Genomic DNA, 17,049 nt, shown 5'->3' with positions numbered 1-17,049 from the left:
AACGGGTTAATGGCGTTTAGTATCGCATGATTTAGTAATAAGGAGAGAACAGTCCTTCACTCGCTGATTGATTTAGACGTCTGGATGCCTTAACATCCATATCGATTACGGTAACTTTGGTTACTGGTAGCAGAAAATTCCACGGCTAATACAGATACGATAATAAATAACTCAATGATTAAACTTTCAAATATCACCAAGGTGTTCCAGCAGGGAAACCGCAGCATACAGGCATTGAACAATGTCAGTCTGCACGTACCTGCCGGGCAAATTTATGGCGTGATTGGCGCGTCCGGTGCGGGGAAAAGCACCCTTATCCGCTGTGTAAACCTGCTTGAACGTCCAACCGAAGGTTCAGTTCTGGTTGACGGTCAGGACCTGACAACGCTTTCTGAAACCCAGTTAACCAAAGCCCGCCGCCAGATCGGTATGATCTTCCAGCACTTTAATCTGCTTTCTTCGCGTACCGTTTTTGGTAACGTCGCTCTGCCGCTCGAGTTGGATAACACGCCAAAAGAAGAGATTAAACGTCGCGTTACCGAGCTACTGGACTTAGTAGGTTTAGGTGAAAAGCACGATGCCTGGCCTGCAAACCTTTCCGGCGGTCAGAAGCAGCGCGTCGCGATTGCTCGTGCGCTTGCCAGCAACCCAAAGGTCCTGCTGTGTGACGAAGCTACCAGCGCGTTGGACCCAGCCACGACCCGCTCTATTCTGGAGCTGCTGAAAGACATTAACCGCCGCCTGGGCCTGACCATTCTGCTTATCACCCACGAGATGGATGTGGTCAAACGTATTTGTGACTGCGTGGCCGTGATCAGCAACGGCGAGCTTATTGAGCAGGATACGGTGAGCGAAGTGTTCTCCCATCCGAAGACGCCTCTGGCGCAGCAGTTTATTCAGTCCACACTGCACCTCGACGTGCCGGAAGATTACGCGCAGCGTCTGAACGCAGAGCATAAAGAAAATGCGGTACCTTTATTACGCCTGGAGTTCACTGGCCAGTCGGTCGATGCCCCACTGCTCTCAGAAACAGCACGTACCTTCAACGTGAACAGCAACATTATTAGCGCGCAGATGGATTATGCCGGTGGCGTGAAGTTCGGCATCATGCTGTGTGAAATGCACGGCGAGCCAAAAGATACGCAAGCGGCTATTGCCTGGCTGCAGGAGCAACACGTGAAAGTAGAGGTGCTGGGTTATGTCTGAAGCAATGATTTGGTTACTGGCTCGCGGCGTATATGAAACGTTGGCCATGACCTTTGTGTCCGGTTTCTTCGGATTTGTGCTCGGTCTGCCAGTCGGCGTGCTGCTTTACATCACTCGTCCTGGGCAAATCAGCGCCAATGCGAAGCTTTACCGCAGCCTCTCGGCGATCGTTAACATTTTCCGTTCTATTCCATTCATTATCCTGCTTGTCTGGATGATCCCTTTTACTCGCGTCATCGTAGGAACGTCTATCGGCCTGCAAGCGGCTATCGTTCCGTTGACCGTTGGTGCCGCGCCGTTTATTGCGCGTATGGTTGAAAATGCCCTGCTGGAAATTCCAACCGGCCTGATTGAAGCTTCACGCGCGATGGGCGCTACGCCGCTGCAAATCATTCGTAAAGTACTGCTTCCAGAAGCACTTCCAGGCCTGGTCAACGCCGCGACGATTACCCTTATCACTTTAGTGGGCTATTCTGCTATGGGTGGTGCCGTCGGTGCCGGTGGTCTGGGGCAGATTGGCTATCAGTACGGGTACATCGGCTACAACGCTACCGTAATGAATACCGTACTGGTTCTGCTGGTCGTGCTGGTTTACTTAATTCAATTCTCTGGCGATCGTATCGTCCGGGCTGTTACACACAAATAAACACAACTGCATTCATACAAGGAAAAGGACATGGCTTTTAACTTTAAAACGTTCGCCGCGGTCGGCGCTCTGATTGGCTCTCTGGCCCTGGTGGGTTGCGGTCAGGAAGAGAAAGATCCAAACCACATTAAAGTCGGCGTGATTGCTGGCGCTGAGCAGCAGGTTGCGGAAGTGGCTCAGAAAGTGGCTAAAGAGAAGTATGGCCTCGATGTTGAGCTGGTGACCTTTACCGACTATGTCCTGCCAAACGAAGCACTCAGCAAAGGGGATATCGACGTTAACGCCTTCCAGCACAAACCTTACCTGGATCAGCAGATCAAAGATCGTGGTTATAAGCTGGTTTCCGTAGGCAATACCTTTGTTTATCCAATTGCCGGCTACTCCAAAAAAATCAAATCACTGGCTGAACTGCAGCCGGGTTCTCAGGTAGCACTGCCAAACGACCCGACTAACCTCGGCCGTTCTCTGCTGCTACTGCAGAAAGAAGGTCTGATCAAACTGAAAGACGGCGTTGGTCTGTTGCCAACCGTGCTGGATGTCACCGAGAACCCAAAAAATCTGAAACTGGTTGAGCTGGAAGCACCGCAACTGCCGCGTTCTCTTGACGATGCGCAGATTGCTCTGGCCATCATCAACACCACTTACGCTAGCCAGATTGGCCTGACACCAGCGAAAGACGGTATCTTCGTTGAAGACAAAAACTCGCCTTACGTGAACCTGATCGTTTCTCGTGAAGACAACAAAGATGCAGAAAACGTGAAGAAGTTCGTTCAGGCCTACCAGTCTGACGAAGTGAACGAAGCGGCTAACAAAGTCTTTAACGGCGGCGCGGTTAAAGGCTGGTAAGTTTCCATTCTTCAGTTTTACGTAAATAATTAAAGGCGGGCGCAAGCCCGCCTTGTTATTTTGGTTCGAGCTTGCTTCAATGTTCCCCGTTTTACATTCATTGAGGAAATATTATGCGTGCTTTACCGATCTGTTTATTAGCCTTCGCGCTGAGCGGCTGTTCAATGCTAAGCAGATCCCCAGTAGAACCCGTTCAAAGCACGGCAGCTGCGCCGAAGACAGAAACAGAGAAACCGAAAGCTCCTCGCCCTGTTCCGGTCAGAATCTACACCAACGCAGAAGACTTGGTGGGTAAACCGTTCCGTGATTTAGGCGAAGTCAGCGGCGAGTCTTGCCAGGCAAGCAATCAGGATTCTCCCCCGAATATCCCGACAGCACGTAAACGCATGCAGATTAATGCCTCCAAAATGAAAGCCAATGCGGTCCTGCAGCACAGCTGCGACATCACCACCGGCACGCCAGGGTGCTACCGTCAGGCTGTTTGCGTTGGCTCCGCGCTGCAAGTTTCGGCGCAATGACCCCATTTCAATTTGCACAAATAGGCGTTATTCGCTCCCCTTATAAAGAAAAGTTCGCCGTCCCGCGTCAGCCCGGCCTGGTCAAAGACGGCGGCGGTGAACTGCGTCTGCTTGCGCCTTACAACCAGGCCGATGCCGTTCGTGGGCTGGAAGAGTTTAGCCACCTGTGGCTATTGTTTGTCTTTCACCAAACGATGGAAGGCGGCTGGCGCCCAACCGTACGTCCTCCCCGGCTTGGCGGCAACGCGCGAATGGGCGTGTTTGCTACGCGCTCCACGTTTCGCCCGAATCCAATCGGCATGTCGCTGGTTGAGCTTAAAGGTATTCGTTGCCAAAAAGATGAAGTGATCTTACAGCTCGGCAGTCTGGATTTGGTGGATGGCACGCCCATTGTAGATATCAAACCGTACCTGCCATTTGCAGAAGCCGTGCCGGACGCACGTGCTGGCTATGCACAGCAGGCTCCGCAGGCGGACATGCCTGTGATTTTTACACCAGAAGTGCAGCATCAGTTGACCGGGCTGGAAAAACGCTATCCGCATCTTGCGCGTTTTATCAGTCAGGTGCTTGCTCAGGACCCTCGTCCTGCCTATCGTAAAGGTGAAGATGTCGGGAAAACTTACGCCGTTCTGCTGCTGGACTTTAACGTTCGCTGGCGCATCACAGAACACGGTTTTGAAGTGTTCGCTCTCGAAACGAGTTAATTTAGCCCTCTCTCTTTTGACATCTCTGCCACACTGGTAAACTAAACCACTTTTTTTGAAGCAGGCCGCCGCTGGCCTGCGCTCTGCCGTTCAAATGGAACCGTAACAACATGCGTACTAGCCAATATCTGCTCTCCACTCTGAAGGAGACACCTGCCGACGCTGAAGTAGTCAGCCACCAGCTGATGCTGCGCGCCGGGATGATCCGCAAGCTGGCCTCCGGTTTATACACCTGGCTGCCAACCGGTTTGCGCGTCCTGAAGAAAGTCGAAAACATCGTGCGTGAAGAAATGAACAACGCCGGTGCTATCGAAATGTGCATGCCGGTGGTTCAACCCGCCGACCTGTGGCAGGAGAGTGGACGTTGGGAACAATACGGCCCGGAGCTGCTGCGCTTTGTTGACCGTGGCGAACGTCCTTTCGTGCTGGGTCCAACCCACGAAGAAGTGATCACCGACCTGATTCGCAACGAACTGAGCTCCTACAAGCAGCTGCCGCTGAATCTGTTCCAGATCCAGACTAAATTCCGTGACGAAGTGCGCCCACGTTTTGGCGTAATGCGTTCCCGCGAATTCCTGATGAAAGACGCCTACTCGTTCCATACGTCTCAGGAATCCCTGCAGGAAACCTACGACAAGATGTATGAGGCTTACAGCAAGATTTTCTCCCGTATGGGTCTGGATTTCCGTGCCGTTCAGGCAGATACCGGCTCTATTGGCGGCAGCGCTTCCCATGAGTTCCAGGTACTGGCCCAAAGCGGTGAAGACGATGTAATCTTCTCTGACAGCTCAGACTATGCGGCAAACATCGAATTCGCTGAAGCTTTAGCGCCGGCAGCAGGCCGCGCAGCGCCAACCGCTGAAATGAGCCAAATCGACACCCCGAACGCAAAAACTATCGCCGAGCTGGTTGAGCAGTTTAACCTGCCAATCGAGAAAACGGTTAAGACTCTGCTGGTGAAAGCCACCGAAGGCAGCGCTTATCCGCTGGTTGCTTTGCTGGTTCGTGGCGATCACGAGCTGAACGAAGTGAAGGCTGAGAAACTGCCGCAGGTAGCAAGTCCGCTAACATTCGCCACCGAACAAGAAATTCGCGACATCGTGAAAGCCGGTCCTGGTTCCCTGGGGCCAATCAATCTGCCTGTTCCAGTTGTGATTGACCGCAGCGTTGCGGCAATGAGTGATTTCGCCGCTGGCGCAAACATCGACGGCAAACACTTTATCGGCATTAACTGGGAACGCGATGTTGCGCTACCAGAAGTTGCGGATATCCGTAACGTTGTGGCCGGCGATCCAAGCCCGGACGGCAAAGGCACCTTGATGATCAAGCGCGGCATCGAAGTGGGTCATATCTTCCAGTTGGGTACCAAGTACTCTGAAGCGCTGAAAGCCGCGGTTCAGGGTGAAGATGGCCGTAACCAGACCCTGACCATGGGTTGCTACGGCATCGGTGTTACCCGCGTGGTCGCGGCTGCGATTGAACAGAACTTTGACGATCGCGGTATTCTGTGGCCGGACGCTATCGCCCCGTTCCACGTTGCGATTCTGCCAATGAACATGCACAAGTCATTCCGCGTGCAGCAGCTGGCTGAAGAGCTGTATACCACGCTGCGCGCGCAGGGCATCGACGTGCTGCTGGACGATCGTAAAGAGCGTCCAGGCGTGATGTTTGCCGACATGGAGCTGATTGGTATTCCTCACACTATCGTTATCGGCGACCGCAATCTCGACAACGAAGAGATCGAATACAAACATCGCCGTGCCGGTGAGAAGCAGATGATCAAAACCAACGAGATCGTTGATTTCCTGGTGAAGCAGATCAAAGGCTAATTAACCGCTGAGCATAAAAAAGCCCGTCCATCTGGACGGGCTTTTTCGTTTTAGTCGTTACACTCTTTGCCGGGCTTAAACTTCGCACCCTTATCCGCGACCAGCGCTTTTTGTAACTCCCCACTGTCTGGAGAAGCCTGCAGCGTAAAGTGCCCTTCTACCACCAGCAGGATTGGCGCGCTGTTCTTGCCGCGTGCTGCCGCATAGGCTCTTTCCAGCTCGGCATTATCCGCAACGGCAAAGGTTTTACCGGTCGCACAGTCCTGGAACACCGCCGCGTCAGCCATGTATTTATACTTGCCTTTCATCGACATTGGCGTTGACGGCAGCTTCGCATCCACCGCTTTTAGCGTGTAGTTGAACTGCGAATCAATCGGATTGCCTTCACGATCCAGCATCACCAGGCTGTCGCCCTTAGGATGGTAATACTGCTTCTCGCCTTCGCTGTCGGTTAAGACCAGTTTATCGGCAGTCCGCGCCCATTTACCGTAGCTGGCAAATGAGGCTCCTTTACCCTGGTAAGTCTGATTCATCACCCAGGTGCCGTCCTTTTCCAGGAACAGCGAGGTTTCAATCCCTTCACAATCCGCACACGGCACTACGCCGCGATAGCTCTGCTGCATCGGTTTCAATTCCGCCGCCTGAGCCGGGATCAGAGTTTGCGTTTCCGTACGATTATTACAGCCAAATAGCGTGAACAGGCTGAGCGCTGCCAGCGCAGCCAGAAGACTCTTCTTCATGCTTCATTCCTTATGCCGTTGTCCCAATGTTCGTCGCTACTCCGGATGACGACGAACTTTGCCGCGTAGTGCTTTGGTTGTCGATTTCTGCGCCTTTGAGGCCAGACGCCGCTCTTTAGAAGCCCGCGTCGGCTTTGTGGCACGGCGGCTCTTCTGCACTACGGTGAGTTCTTGTATCAATGAAACCAGGCGAGCCACCGCCGCTTCGCGGTTCATCTCCTGGCTTCGGTATTCCTGGGCTTTAATCACCACCACGCCCTCAGGCGTGATCAAATGGTGACTTACTGCCAGCAGACGTATCTTATACGACTCCGGCAGGCTAGAGGCAGGAATATCAAAGCGCAAATGAATCGCCGTTGAGGTTTTATTCACATGCTGCCCGCCCGCCCCCTGGGCGCGAATCGCGGTAATCGTGACTTCATTGTCCGGGATAACGACCGTTCGCGACACGGAAATCATTGTTGCAGCCAGGCCGTAAAGTGAATTTCCAGATTATTCTCGCTGTCGGACAGCCAGATTGCGCCATCCTGAATCGTCGCCTGCAGGTTCATGGTGCGCGTACCAAACTCACTTAGCTTCGCCAGCTGTGCGTCATCCAGATACCAGATGGACAGGTTTTTAAACTGGCTCAGGCGGGTCTGGTTTTGCTGCCACCAAATTTCCGCCGCCCGACTATTATAGGTAAACAATGCCACCTCAGCCGACTGGCTGCAGGCTTTTTTGACCCGACGTTCTTCCGGTAACCCTAGTTCTACCCACAAATCAATGCCAAGGTGATCGTTTTTACGCCAGATTTCCGGCTCGTCTTCTGCGCTGAGGCCACGGGTAAATTCCAGCCGCTCATCCGCATATTTAATCCATGCCAGCAGGCGCAGCATCATGCGCTCCTGCGTTTCCGAGGGATGACGCGCCAGCGTCAGGCTGCTGTCCAGAAACCGATTACGATCGAGATCGGCCACATTTACCGTCGCCTTATAAATTGTCGCTTTTAACGCCATCACACTTCTCCATACACAATTGCGCGCTATTGTAGCGAAATAACACCCCTTCGGCTCTGTGTATGACGGGTATATTTGCGTGGCTGATATCGGTTACATTGCTGTGGTATAGTCACCTTGCTAAACAGAGTTTATCTTCGTAGGCTTAGACTTGACCCCACGAGTAGGTCTGAAGTCGGGACTCTGAGAGGAGGGTATGTGGAAAAGTATTGTGAATTAGTTCGGCAACGCTATGCGGAAATTGCCAGCGGCGATTTAGGCTATATTCCTGATGCCTTAGGATGCGTATTGAAGGCTCTGAACGAAGTTGCCTCCAGCGAGGCCGTATCGGAGTCGGTCAGGGAACAGGCGGCTTATGCTGCCGCGAACTTACTGGTGAGCGATTATGTCAATGAATGATGCGTATCAACCCATCAACTGTGATGATTATGACAATCTCGAGCTCGCCTGCCAGCATCATTTGTTACTGACGCTGGAGTTAAAAGACGGGGAGGTTTTGAAAGCCAAAGCGAGCGATCTGGTTTCTCGTAAAAACGTCGAATACCTGGTTGTCGATAACGCTGGCGCTACGCGTGAGCTACGCCTCGATAAAATTAACAGCTTTAGCCACCCCGAAATCGGCACTATCGTGGTGAGCGTCGAATAAATCTGATCACCCCATCTCAAACAAAACGGGCAGCTATCGAGGCTGCCCGTTTTGTTTACGGCTTCATTGAGGCGTAGTAGGCCGCTAAATCAGAGATATCCTCGTCTGAAAGCCCGCTGACGTAAGCCTTCATGATTTCTGCCTGCCCACCGCTGCGCTCCCCTTTTTTATAAGCCTGAAGCGAATGCTCCAGATAAGCTTCGCTCTGCCCGCCAATGTTTGGGTACAGCGGCGCAGAAGCTTTCCCACTCATGCCATGGCAGGCAACGCAGGTCATGGCCTTCGCTTCCCCGGCCTGGGGATCGCCTTTCGCCAGAGCAGGTAAACTGCAGGCTATCAGCCCAAGCAGCAATACGACGTTTTTCATTGCTCAACTCCCTTTTGCCAGTCTATGTGCCAGCATGAATGTTCCGTAGCTTGTCCTTCACGAGTGACAAAAATACCCGGCGCAGCGATAAGTTGCTCGCCATAAAACAGCAGCGGCGTGGCGTCACGTTCCCATGGCGGAATGCGCAATTCCTGCCAGATTTTTTTCAGCGTTCGCCTTTTATCACGGCCGACAATATGCAGCAAACCTGAAGCCTTAAAACGCAGGCTAACAATTTCGTCCTCTGCTGGCGCACGCACCGGCATTCCCTTCTCGCTGAGTAAAATCATTCCCAGCCCAGGGAGATTCAGGGGGTGATAAGGTGCGGGCCATAAATAGCTTTTTTCCCGATCGATCTTCAGCAGCGGAACCCAATACAGTTCCCCCTGAAAACGCCTGATTTCATGTTCGCCCAGGCGAAGGCTAGGATTGGCATCTTCCCGACTTAAAGCGACTTCCTGCCATAAACGCTGAAGAGAAGCCCGGGACGGCATCGCAGCCCGATGCCAGGAGAGCCAGCGCCGCAGCAGGGCAAATCGCCGTGCCTCACTCATCGCCAGCATCGACTCAATATGCAGCGCACCCTCGGGTGACATCAAGTTATCCAGCTGTTCGGCAAGCAGTTCATCAAGCAGCTGTTCCTGCTCACCGCATAACTCTGCGCTGCGGGCAACGCTGCAGGAAAAATGGGGCCATCTTTGCTGCAGCAGAGGAACGACTCTCAGACGCAGGAAATTCCGGTCATACTTATCGTCCTGATTACTTTCGTCCTCAATCCAGCTTAGCCGGTGAACGCCAGCCCACTCCTCGAGCTGTGCGCGCGAAGTTGCTAGCAACGGACGCAGTAATGAAGTATCGCCGAAAGGCAAAATCGCAGGCATCGACGCCAGCCCGGCCGGGCCGCTGCCGCGTTTAAGCGCCAACAGGAAGGTCTCACACTGGTCGTCCAAATGCTGTGCCGTCAGCAGCACTTCACCTGCCAAAAGCGAGTCAGAAAGCGCCTGGTAGCGGGCCGCCCTCGCTTCCCCTTCAATCCCCTTGCCGCCGGAGGGAAGCTGAACATAAGCCACTTCGAAGGGCACGTTCCACTTCTCACAAATTGCCCGGCAATGTTCCACCCAGCTGTCTGCTCTCGGGCTGAGTCCATGGTGGATATGCATTGCCCTGATATTCAGGTCGGGTTGCAGCGTATCTCGCAGGGTAACGACTTGATGCAGCAGAACCGTCGAATCCAGCCCACCGCTAAACGCCACCAGCAGTTGGCGGTGAGGATGCAGAAAAGACTGAAGTTCGCGGCTAGTCATAGTTCGTCGTTACGAGGGGTTTGCCCGGCAAATTACCGGGCATTCGCGGCGCTGGCAAGGTTTACTGCTGATAAAGTTCCAGCGGCAGGCCGTCGGGATCGCTGAAGAAGGTGAAACGTTTGTTGGTATAGGGATCGATGCGGATGGGTTCGCATTTCACGCCGTGGCTTTCCAGATGCGTAATCGCCTGGTCAATGTTTTCCACGCTGAATGCTAGGTGACGAAGCCCGCAGGCCTCCGGGCGACTTGGGCGTACAGGCGGAAACGGAAAAGAGAATAGCTCAATAACGTACTGGCCGTTCAGCGCCAGATCGCCTTTCCAGGAGTCCCGCTCTTTGCGGTAAACTTCCGCTTCCAGCGTAAACTCCAGCACATCGCAATAGAATTGCTTACTGCGTTCGTAGTCCGACGCGATAATCGCGACGTGATGAATTTGCTTTAAACCCAGCATAAAATCTCCTTAGTCACTTCAGGCAAGGTAATCATCGCTTCCCTGCAAAGCAAGCGCTCAAGCCTCTTTTAAGACTCGTACTCTGTAGACGCCGTCCTCACCGAGTTTAGCCCCGTGAATATCCGTTTCAAAGCCCGGATAATGTTCCCCCACAGAGCACAGCATCAGCAGGAAGTCGAGCACCGCCCGACTCTCTTTGGTGATCACTTCTCCCGGCATCACCACCGGCACGCCCGGCGGATAAGGCAGGATCATATTGGCTGAAACTCTGCCCAACAGTTCCTCTATTTCTACCGTTTCTACGTTGCCTTTCACCTGCTGCTGATAAGCCTCATGCGGCGTCATACGCATTTCTGGCAGGACATCAAAAGCGCGCAACATTAGATCGGGCAGGTTATGTTGCTTAATCAGTTTGTGGATCCCCTGCGCCAGCGTCTGAATGCGCATGTTGCGATAAAAGTCCGGATCTTCCGCATAAAGATCCGGCAGCATGTTCTTCACACGCAAATTAAGATCGTAAGACCGCTTAAACTCCGTCAGCCCGCGCAGCAGGCTTAGCGCTTTTGTCTTATCAATACCGATACTGAACAGGAACAGCAGGTTGTACGGACCGGTCTTCTCAACAACAACGCCCCGCTCGTCGAGAAACTTGGCCACCAGCGCCGCCGGGATCCCCTCTTCTGCCATTTCACCCAACTCGCTCATGCCCGGCGTCAGAATAGTGACTTTGATAGGGTCGAGATACATGTGTTCGGCATCGGCATCCCTGAAGCCATGCCAGTCTTCCTCTCCGGGGGCAATGGGCCAGCACTCGGCCTCATCAACATGATCGGGTTGCCAGATATCGAAGAACCAGTCTTCTGACTCTTCGCACAGGCGCTGCACTTCACGGCGGAAATGCAGGGCACGTTCAACGGAACGGTTGATCAGCCGTTTCCCCGTATTACCGCGCAGCATCGCCGCGGCCGTTTCAATCGAGGCCACCAACGGATAGCTTGGGGAAGTGGTGGTATGCATCATGTAGGTTTCGTTAAAGGTATCTTCATCGTAATCACCTTTAATGTGAATCAGCGAAGCCTGGGAGAACGCCGCCAGCAGCTTATGGGTCGACTGGGTTTCATAGATAATTTTCCCCGGTACTCGATCACCGCTCATGCCGCTTTTTCCCTGATAAATCGGATGGAAGTTGGTATAGGGCACCCAGGCGGAGTCAAAGTGAATCGACGGCACATCCAGCGTTTTCTTGATGAAATCGGTGTTGTACAGCAGCCCATCGTAGGTCGAGTTGGTGATAACCGCGTGTACCGGCCACTGCGCATTCGGGGTTTCAGCGACCTTTTTCTCGATATTTTCACGAGTAAATTCACGCTGCGGAATACCGCCCAGGATCCCCAGCGCGTTACGCGTTGGCTTCAGCCAGATTGGCACCAGATTGGTCATCATCAGCAAATGGGTCAGCGATTTATGGCAGTTACGATCGACCAGAATTGTGCTGCCGGATGGCGCGGCATACATGCCGACTATCTTGTTCGACGTCGAAGTCCCGTTAGTCACCATATAGCTTTGTTCGGCGCCGAAGGTGCGGGCAATGTACTCCTCCGCCTCCAGATGAGGGCCGGTATGATCTAGCAGCGAACCCAGCTCCGTAACCGAAATCGACACGTCGGCCTTCAGCGTGTTGCCGCCAAAAAAGTCGTAAAACAAGCAGCCGACCGGGCTTTTCTGGTAGGCGGTACCGGCCATATGCCCAGGCGTACAGAAAGTGTATTTTCCCTCTTTCACATAGGTGAACAGCGCTTTGGTCAGCGGCGGCGTAATCGTATCCAGGTACTCGTCGGTGTACTGGCGAATACGCAGGGCGATGTCGTCGGCCGCGCTCAGCGCATACTCGAAGAACCACAGCGCCATGCGCATTTCATTCACGCTAACGTTTAGAGAGGAATGTGTATTGATGAATGCATACAGCGGCAGATCTTCATTCAGCAGGTTAATTTCGCTGCACAAGTCGAGGCTGTATTCGTCCCAGTCAAAGACCACGCCGCAGATACGAGGGTTGTGCTCAATCAGCTTAAGCAGGTCAGTGCTGTTGGTGGGGTAGATGAGCTGAAAGCCCTGCAGCTCCAGCGCGCGATGCAGTTCCTTAATAGGCTCGTCTTTGTAGAAAACGCCGTGCGGCCCCATAATCGCAATGGTATTCAATGTTCACCTCCTGGAAATCACCTGGCTAAGCATAGCGCAATGGGATTTTCCATGAAGCAATAAATGCAAAAAGGGCCGGAAAATCCGACCCTTATCGATATTTTACAACTCAAAATCAGGCGTAGCCGTAGCTCATCAGGCGCTGATAACGACGGTTTAACAATTCATCTTTGTTCAACACGTCGAGATCCGCCAGATCGGCCAGCAGCTGTGCGCGCAGGGAAGCAGCCATCACTTCTGGATTGCGATGCGCACCACCCAACGGCTCTGGGATTACGGTATCGATCAGCTTCAGCTCTTTCAGTCGAGGAGCAATGATCCCCATCGCTTCTGCGGCCAGCGGGGCTTTATCCGCACTCTTCCACAGGATTGACGCACAGCCTTCCGGGGAAATAACGGAGTAAGTGCTGTACTGCAGCATGTTTACTTTGTCACCCACGCCAATGGCCAGCGCACCACCGGAACCACCTTCACCGATAACGGTACAAATGACCGGTACTTTCAGACGGGACATTTCACGCAGGTTGCGGGCGATCGCTTCAGACTGACCACGTTCTTCGGCGCCAACGCCCGGATAAGCACCCGGCGTGTCGATGAAGGTAATGATCGGCATGTTAAAACGTTCAGCCATTTCCATCAGACGCAGCGCTTTACGGTAGCCTTCTGGTGCCGGCATACCGAAGTTACGACGGATTTTCTCTTTGGTTTCGCGCCCTTTCTGATGACCAATGATCATCACCGGACGACCTTCCAGACGAGCAATACCGCCCACGATAGCTTTATCGTCGGCATAGGCACGATCGCCGGCCAGTTCGTCGAACTCATCAAAAGCCAGACGAACGTAATCCAGGGTGTACGGACGCTGCGGATGGCGCGCCAGCTGCGCAATCTGCCATGCACCTAAATCAGCGAAGATCTTGCGGGTCAGCTCAACGCTTTTCTCGCGCAGACGCTGCACTTCTTCGTCCAGATTAATATCCAGTTTTTCATCCTGGCGGCTAACGGCCGTCAGGGAATCGATTTTCGCTTCCAGCTCTGCAATCGGCTGTTCGAAATCAAGGAAATTCAGACTCATAATATTCCTGTTTTAGTCAAACTCCAGTTCCACCTGCTCCGAACCAATCAGCGTTCGCAGATCGTTAAGTAAACGATCGCTAGGGGAAACACGCCATGTCGCACCGAAGCGCAACCGGGCTCGTGCATCCACCCTCTGATAGTAGAGATGTACTGGAATTGTCCCCGAACGATGGGGTTCCAGAGACTGACGGAGACGGTTTAAAAGCTGGTCATCAATTTGCCTGTCCGTCAGCGAGATAGCAAGCCCACGCGCGTACTTTTCACGGGCTTCGTCGATGTCCATCAGCTCGCGGGCCGTCATTTTAAGCCCTCCGCTGAAGTCATCAAAGCTGACCTGTCCGCTAACGATCAGGATACGGTCTTTTTCCAGCAGATGCTGGTATTTTTCTAGCGCATCTGTGAATAACATCACTTCCAGACGACCAGAGCGGTCATCCAGCGTACAGATGCCGATGCGATTACCTCGCTTGGTGACCATAACCCGCGAAGCAATCACCAGACCCGCAGCCGTGGTCATTTTACCACGTTCCGTCGGGTGCATCTCTTTCAGGCGCATGCCACCGACATAGCGCTCGATTTCTTTCAGGTACTGGTTGATCGGGTGACCGGTAAGATACAGTCCGAGCGTCTCACGCTCCCCTTCCAGCACCACTTGTTCAGGCCAGGGAATCACGCTGGCGTAGGACTTTTCGACCTGCTCAGGCTCTTCGGCCAGAACGCCGAACATATCTGCCTGGCCAATAGCTTCCGCTTTCGCGTGCTGATCAGCTGCTTTTAACGCATCACCTAGCGCATTCATCAGCGCCGCGCGGTGAGGCCCAAGGCGGTCAAAAGCCCCGGACATAATGAGTTTTTCCAGCACCCTGCGGTTAAGCTTTTTGATATCGGAACGCGCGCACAAATCAAAGAGATCGAGGAAATGCCCGCCTTGATTACGCGCTTCGATAATGGCTTCAATCGGGCCTTCACCCACGCCTTTTATCGCGCCGATGCCGTAAACAATTTCCCCGTCATCGTTAACGTGGAAATGGTAAAGGCCAGAGTTAATATCCGGCGACAGGACTTTCAGCCCCATGCGCCAGCACTCATCCACCAGGCCCACCACTTTCTCGGTGTTATCCATATCGGCGGTCATTACGGCCGCCATAAACTCTGCCGGGTAGTGCGCCTTCAGCCACAGCGTCTGATACGAAACCAAAGCATAGGCGGCAGAGTGAGATTTGTTAAATCCGTACCCGGCAAATTTCTCTACCAGGTCAAAGATTTTCATCGACAGCTCGCCGTCGACGCCGTTTTTGATTGCGCCCTCTTCAAAAGTGCCGCGCTGCTTGGCCATCTCTTCCGGTTTCTTTTTACCCATCGCTCGACGCAGCATATCCGCGCCGCCGAGGGTATAACCGGAAAGCACCTGGGCAATCTGCATAACCTGTTCCTGATACAGGATGATGCCGTAGGTAGGCTCCAGTACCGGCTTCAGGCTTTCGTGCTGCCATTCCACGTCCGGATAAGAAATCGCTTCGCGGCCATGTTTACGGTCGATGAAGTTATCTACCATCCCCGACTGCAGCGGGCCCGGACGGAAAAGTGCCACAAGGGCGATCATGTCTTCGAAGCAGTCAGGCTGCAGACGCTTAATCAGGTCTTTCATGCCGCGGGATTCAAGCTGGAAGACCGCGGTGGTTTCCGAGCGCTGCAGCATGTCGAAGCTTTTCTTATCGTCGAGCGGAATGGCGGCGATATCAATCGGCTCCAGCCCCTGTTTTGCCCGACGCGGGTTGATCATTTTCAGCGCCCAGTCGATGATCGTCAGCGTACGCAGCCCCAGGAAGTCAAACTTCACCAGGCCCGCATATTCAACGTCGTTCTTGTCGAACTGGGTAACCGGATGCTGCCCCTGGTCGTCACAATAAAGCGGCGCAAAATCGGTAATTTTGGTTGGGGCGATAACCACGCCCCCGGCATGCTTACCGGCGTTACGCGTGACGCCTTCCAGCTTGCGCGCCATGTCGATCAGGGCTTTAACTTCTTCGTCAGCTTCGTAGATCTCCGGCAGCTGCGGCTCCGCCTCAAAGGCTTTCGCCAGCGTCATGCCGGGATCCGGTGGCACCAGTTTGGAAATGCGATCGACAAAACCGTAAGGGTGGCCGAGTACGCGACCTACGTCGCGAATAACCGCCTTCGCCGCCATCGTACCAAAGGTAATGATCTGCGAAACAGCTTCACGCCCATACATCTCGGAAACGTGGTCGATCACCTGGTCGCGTTTTTCCATGCAGAAATCAACGTCGAAGTCAGGCATCGAAACACGTTCCGGGTTAAGGAAACGTTCGAACAGCAGGTCAAACTCAAGCGGGTCGAGGTCGGTGATCTTCAGCGCATAGGCCACCAGCGACCCCGCACCTGAACCACGCCCTGGCCCGACCGGCACGCCGTTATCCTTCGACCACTGGATAAACTCCATTACGATCAGGAAGTAGCCGGGGAACCCCATCTGGTTGATAACCTGCAGCTCGATATCCAGGCGCTCGTCGTATTCAGGGCGTTTCTGCGCACGCACTTCCGGGTCCGGGAACAGGAACTCAAGACGTTCCTCCAGCCCCTCTTTGGATTTCATGACCAGGAAGTCTTCGGTGGTCATCTCTCCCGTCGGGAATTGCGGCAGGAAGTACTCACCCAGGCGCACGGTCACGTTACAGCGCTTGGCAATCTCAACGCTGTTTTCCAGCGCTTCCGGGATGTCCGAAAACAGCTCGCACATCTCTTCTTCGCTACGCATATATTGCTGGGCGGAGTAGTTACGCGGGCGCTTAGGATCGTCCAGCGTGAAGCCATCGTGGATCGCCACTCGGATCTCGTGGGCATCAAAGTCGCCGGCATCAATAAAGCGGACATCGTTGGTGGCAACCACCGGCAAGCCGCGTTCGTCAGCCAGCGCCACGGCGGCGTGAAGATAGTTTTCTTCATCCACCCGACCGGTGCGAATCAGTTCCAGATAGAAGCGATCGGCAAAATGCTGCTGCCAGAATTCCAGGCACTGATCGACCAGCGGCTGGTTTCCACGAAGCAGGCTTTTGCCAATATCTCCCATGCGCCCACCGGAGAGCAGAATTAACCCTTCGTTTAACTCTACCAGCCACTCTCGGTCAATAATCGGGCCCGCTACGCCGTAGCCACGCTGGTAGGCACGAGAGATCAGTAAGGTAAGGTTTTGATAGCCTTCATTGTTTGCAGCCAGCACCGTCAAGTGACTAAGCTCATCGCCTAACAGCTCGTTGGCAACGTTAAAGTCCGCACCGATGATCGGCTTAATACCGGCTCCATGGCCGGAACCATAGAATTTGACCAACCCACAGAGGTTGGTGAAATCGGTGATAGCGAGAGCAGGCATTCCCAGCGCCGCGGCTTTTTTTACCAGCGGCCCGGTCTTCGCCAGCCCATCAATCATGGAATAGTCGCTGTGCACCCGAAGGTGAATGAAACGTGGTTCAGCCATCTCTCACCAATTACTCTGTATCAGC

The 17,049-nt window shown here is 53.7% G+C and carries 17 protein-coding genes; 8 read left to right on the top strand and 9 right to left on the bottom strand.

Annotation, left to right across the window (positions count from 1 at the left end; all coding sequences use genetic code 11):
* The first annotated feature begins 174 nt into the window (after positions 1-174).
* The 6 genes from metN to proS all read left to right on the top strand — a co-directional run bounded on the left by metN (position 175) and on the right by proS (position 5,749).
* A complete protein-coding gene (gene metN / locus AAIE02_RS00220; protein WP_008456982.1) occupies positions 175-1,206 on the top strand; it encodes a methionine ABC transporter ATP-binding protein MetN in 1,032 nt (343 codons plus the stop codon).
* Positions 1,199-1,852 (top strand): methionine ABC transporter permease MetI, encoded by a 654-nt coding sequence (locus tag AAIE02_RS00215; RefSeq protein WP_008456980.1) that lies wholly within the window; start codon positions 1,199-1,201, stop codon positions 1,850-1,852. The genes metN and AAIE02_RS00215 overlap by 8 nt, the downstream gene beginning before the upstream one ends.
* Positions 1,853-1,882: 30 nt before the next feature.
* Positions 1,883-2,698 carry a MetQ/NlpA family lipoprotein gene (locus AAIE02_RS00210; RefSeq protein WP_008456978.1) on the top strand — a complete coding sequence of 272 codons (816 nt, stop codon included), beginning with the start codon at positions 1,883-1,885 and terminating at the stop codon, positions 2,696-2,698.
* A gap of 113 nt (positions 2,699-2,811) precedes the next feature.
* Positions 2,812-3,216 (top strand): envelope stress sensor lipoprotein RcsF, encoded by a 405-nt coding sequence (gene rcsF, locus AAIE02_RS00205; RefSeq protein ID WP_008456976.1) that lies wholly within the window; start codon positions 2,812-2,814, stop codon positions 3,214-3,216.
* Positions 3,213-3,920, top strand: coding sequence for a tRNA (N6-threonylcarbamoyladenosine(37)-N6)-methyltransferase TrmO (gene tsaA / locus AAIE02_RS00200; protein ID WP_498531768.1), 708 nt, complete (start codon positions 3,213-3,215; stop codon positions 3,918-3,920). Before rcsF ends, tsaA begins: the two co-directional genes overlap by 4 nt.
* 110 nt (positions 3,921-4,030) lie before the next feature.
* Positions 4,031-5,749 carry a proline--tRNA ligase gene (gene proS, locus AAIE02_RS00195; RefSeq protein ID WP_008456972.1) on the top strand — a complete coding sequence of 573 codons (1,719 nt, stop codon included), beginning with the start codon at positions 4,031-4,033 and terminating at the stop codon, positions 5,747-5,749.
* 50 nt (positions 5,750-5,799) lie between these two features.
* Here the strand turns inward: proS and nlpE are convergent, their stop codons facing one another.
* From nlpE to AAIE02_RS00180, 3 genes are read right to left on the bottom strand one after another with little or no spacing between them, the layout of a single operon-like run.
* Positions 5,800-6,489 carry an envelope stress response activation lipoprotein NlpE gene (nlpE, locus tag AAIE02_RS00190; RefSeq protein WP_498531767.1) on the bottom strand — a complete coding sequence of 230 codons (690 nt, stop codon included), beginning with the start codon at positions 6,487-6,489 and terminating at the stop codon, positions 5,800-5,802.
* Between the two features lie 36 nt (positions 6,490-6,525).
* Complete coding sequence (gene arfB / locus AAIE02_RS00185) at positions 6,526-6,948, bottom strand: alternative ribosome rescue aminoacyl-tRNA hydrolase ArfB (RefSeq protein ID WP_008456967.1); 423 nt, start codon at positions 6,946-6,948, stop codon at positions 6,526-6,528.
* The gene (locus tag AAIE02_RS00180) at positions 6,945-7,487 is read right to left on the bottom strand and encodes a YaeQ family protein (protein WP_008456965.1); all 543 of its coding nucleotides are present in this window, start codon (positions 7,485-7,487) and stop codon (positions 6,945-6,947) included. The genes arfB and AAIE02_RS00180 overlap by 4 nt, the downstream gene beginning before the upstream one ends.
* A gap of 198 nt (positions 7,488-7,685) precedes the next feature.
* Here AAIE02_RS00180 and AAIE02_RS00175 point away from each other — a divergent pair, with 198 nt between their 5' ends.
* Positions 7,686-7,886: a YaeP family protein gene (locus tag AAIE02_RS00175; RefSeq protein WP_008456963.1), complete on the top strand. Its 201-nt coding sequence runs from the start codon at positions 7,686-7,688 to the stop codon at positions 7,884-7,886.
* Positions 7,873-8,133, top strand: coding sequence for a Rho-binding antiterminator (gene rof / locus AAIE02_RS00170; protein WP_008456962.1), 261 nt, complete (start codon positions 7,873-7,875; stop codon positions 8,131-8,133). Before AAIE02_RS00175 ends, rof begins: the two co-directional genes overlap by 14 nt.
* Before the next feature lie 55 nt (positions 8,134-8,188).
* On the opposite strand, the gene AAIE02_RS00165 is transcribed toward rof, so the two are convergent.
* From AAIE02_RS00165 to dnaE, 6 genes are all read right to left on the bottom strand, one after another.
* Complete coding sequence (locus AAIE02_RS00165; RefSeq protein WP_336982881.1) at positions 8,189-8,500, bottom strand: c-type cytochrome; 312 nt, start codon at positions 8,498-8,500, stop codon at positions 8,189-8,191.
* Positions 8,497-9,804 carry a tRNA lysidine(34) synthetase TilS gene (gene tilS / locus AAIE02_RS00160; RefSeq protein WP_498531766.1) on the bottom strand — a complete coding sequence of 436 codons (1,308 nt, stop codon included), beginning with the start codon at positions 9,802-9,804 and terminating at the stop codon, positions 8,497-8,499. The genes AAIE02_RS00165 and tilS overlap by 4 nt, the downstream gene beginning before the upstream one ends.
* 61 nt (positions 9,805-9,865) lie before the next feature.
* Positions 9,866-10,255 carry a VOC family protein gene (locus AAIE02_RS00155; RefSeq protein ID WP_008456956.1) on the bottom strand — a complete coding sequence of 130 codons (390 nt, stop codon included), beginning with the start codon at positions 10,253-10,255 and terminating at the stop codon, positions 9,866-9,868.
* A 57-nt stretch (positions 10,256-10,312) separates the two neighbouring features.
* Positions 10,313-12,454 carry a lysine decarboxylase LdcC gene (locus AAIE02_RS00150; protein ID WP_498531765.1) on the bottom strand — a complete coding sequence of 714 codons (2,142 nt, stop codon included), beginning with the start codon at positions 12,452-12,454 and terminating at the stop codon, positions 10,313-10,315.
* Between the two features lie 115 nt (positions 12,455-12,569).
* The gene (gene accA / locus AAIE02_RS00145; RefSeq protein ID WP_008456951.1) at positions 12,570-13,529 is read right to left on the bottom strand and encodes an acetyl-CoA carboxylase carboxyl transferase subunit alpha; all 960 of its coding nucleotides are present in this window, start codon (positions 13,527-13,529) and stop codon (positions 12,570-12,572) included.
* A gap of 12 nt (positions 13,530-13,541) precedes the next feature.
* On the bottom strand, positions 13,542-17,024 hold the full coding sequence (gene dnaE / locus AAIE02_RS00140; protein WP_498531764.1) for a DNA polymerase III subunit alpha: 3,483 nt from the start codon (positions 17,022-17,024) through the stop codon (positions 13,542-13,544).
* Positions 17,025-17,049: the final 25 nt, after the last annotated feature.

Source organism: Cedecea sp. Ae19-4, assembly GCF_059801165.1.
This window is presented reverse-complemented; position numbering and strand designations above follow the sequence as displayed.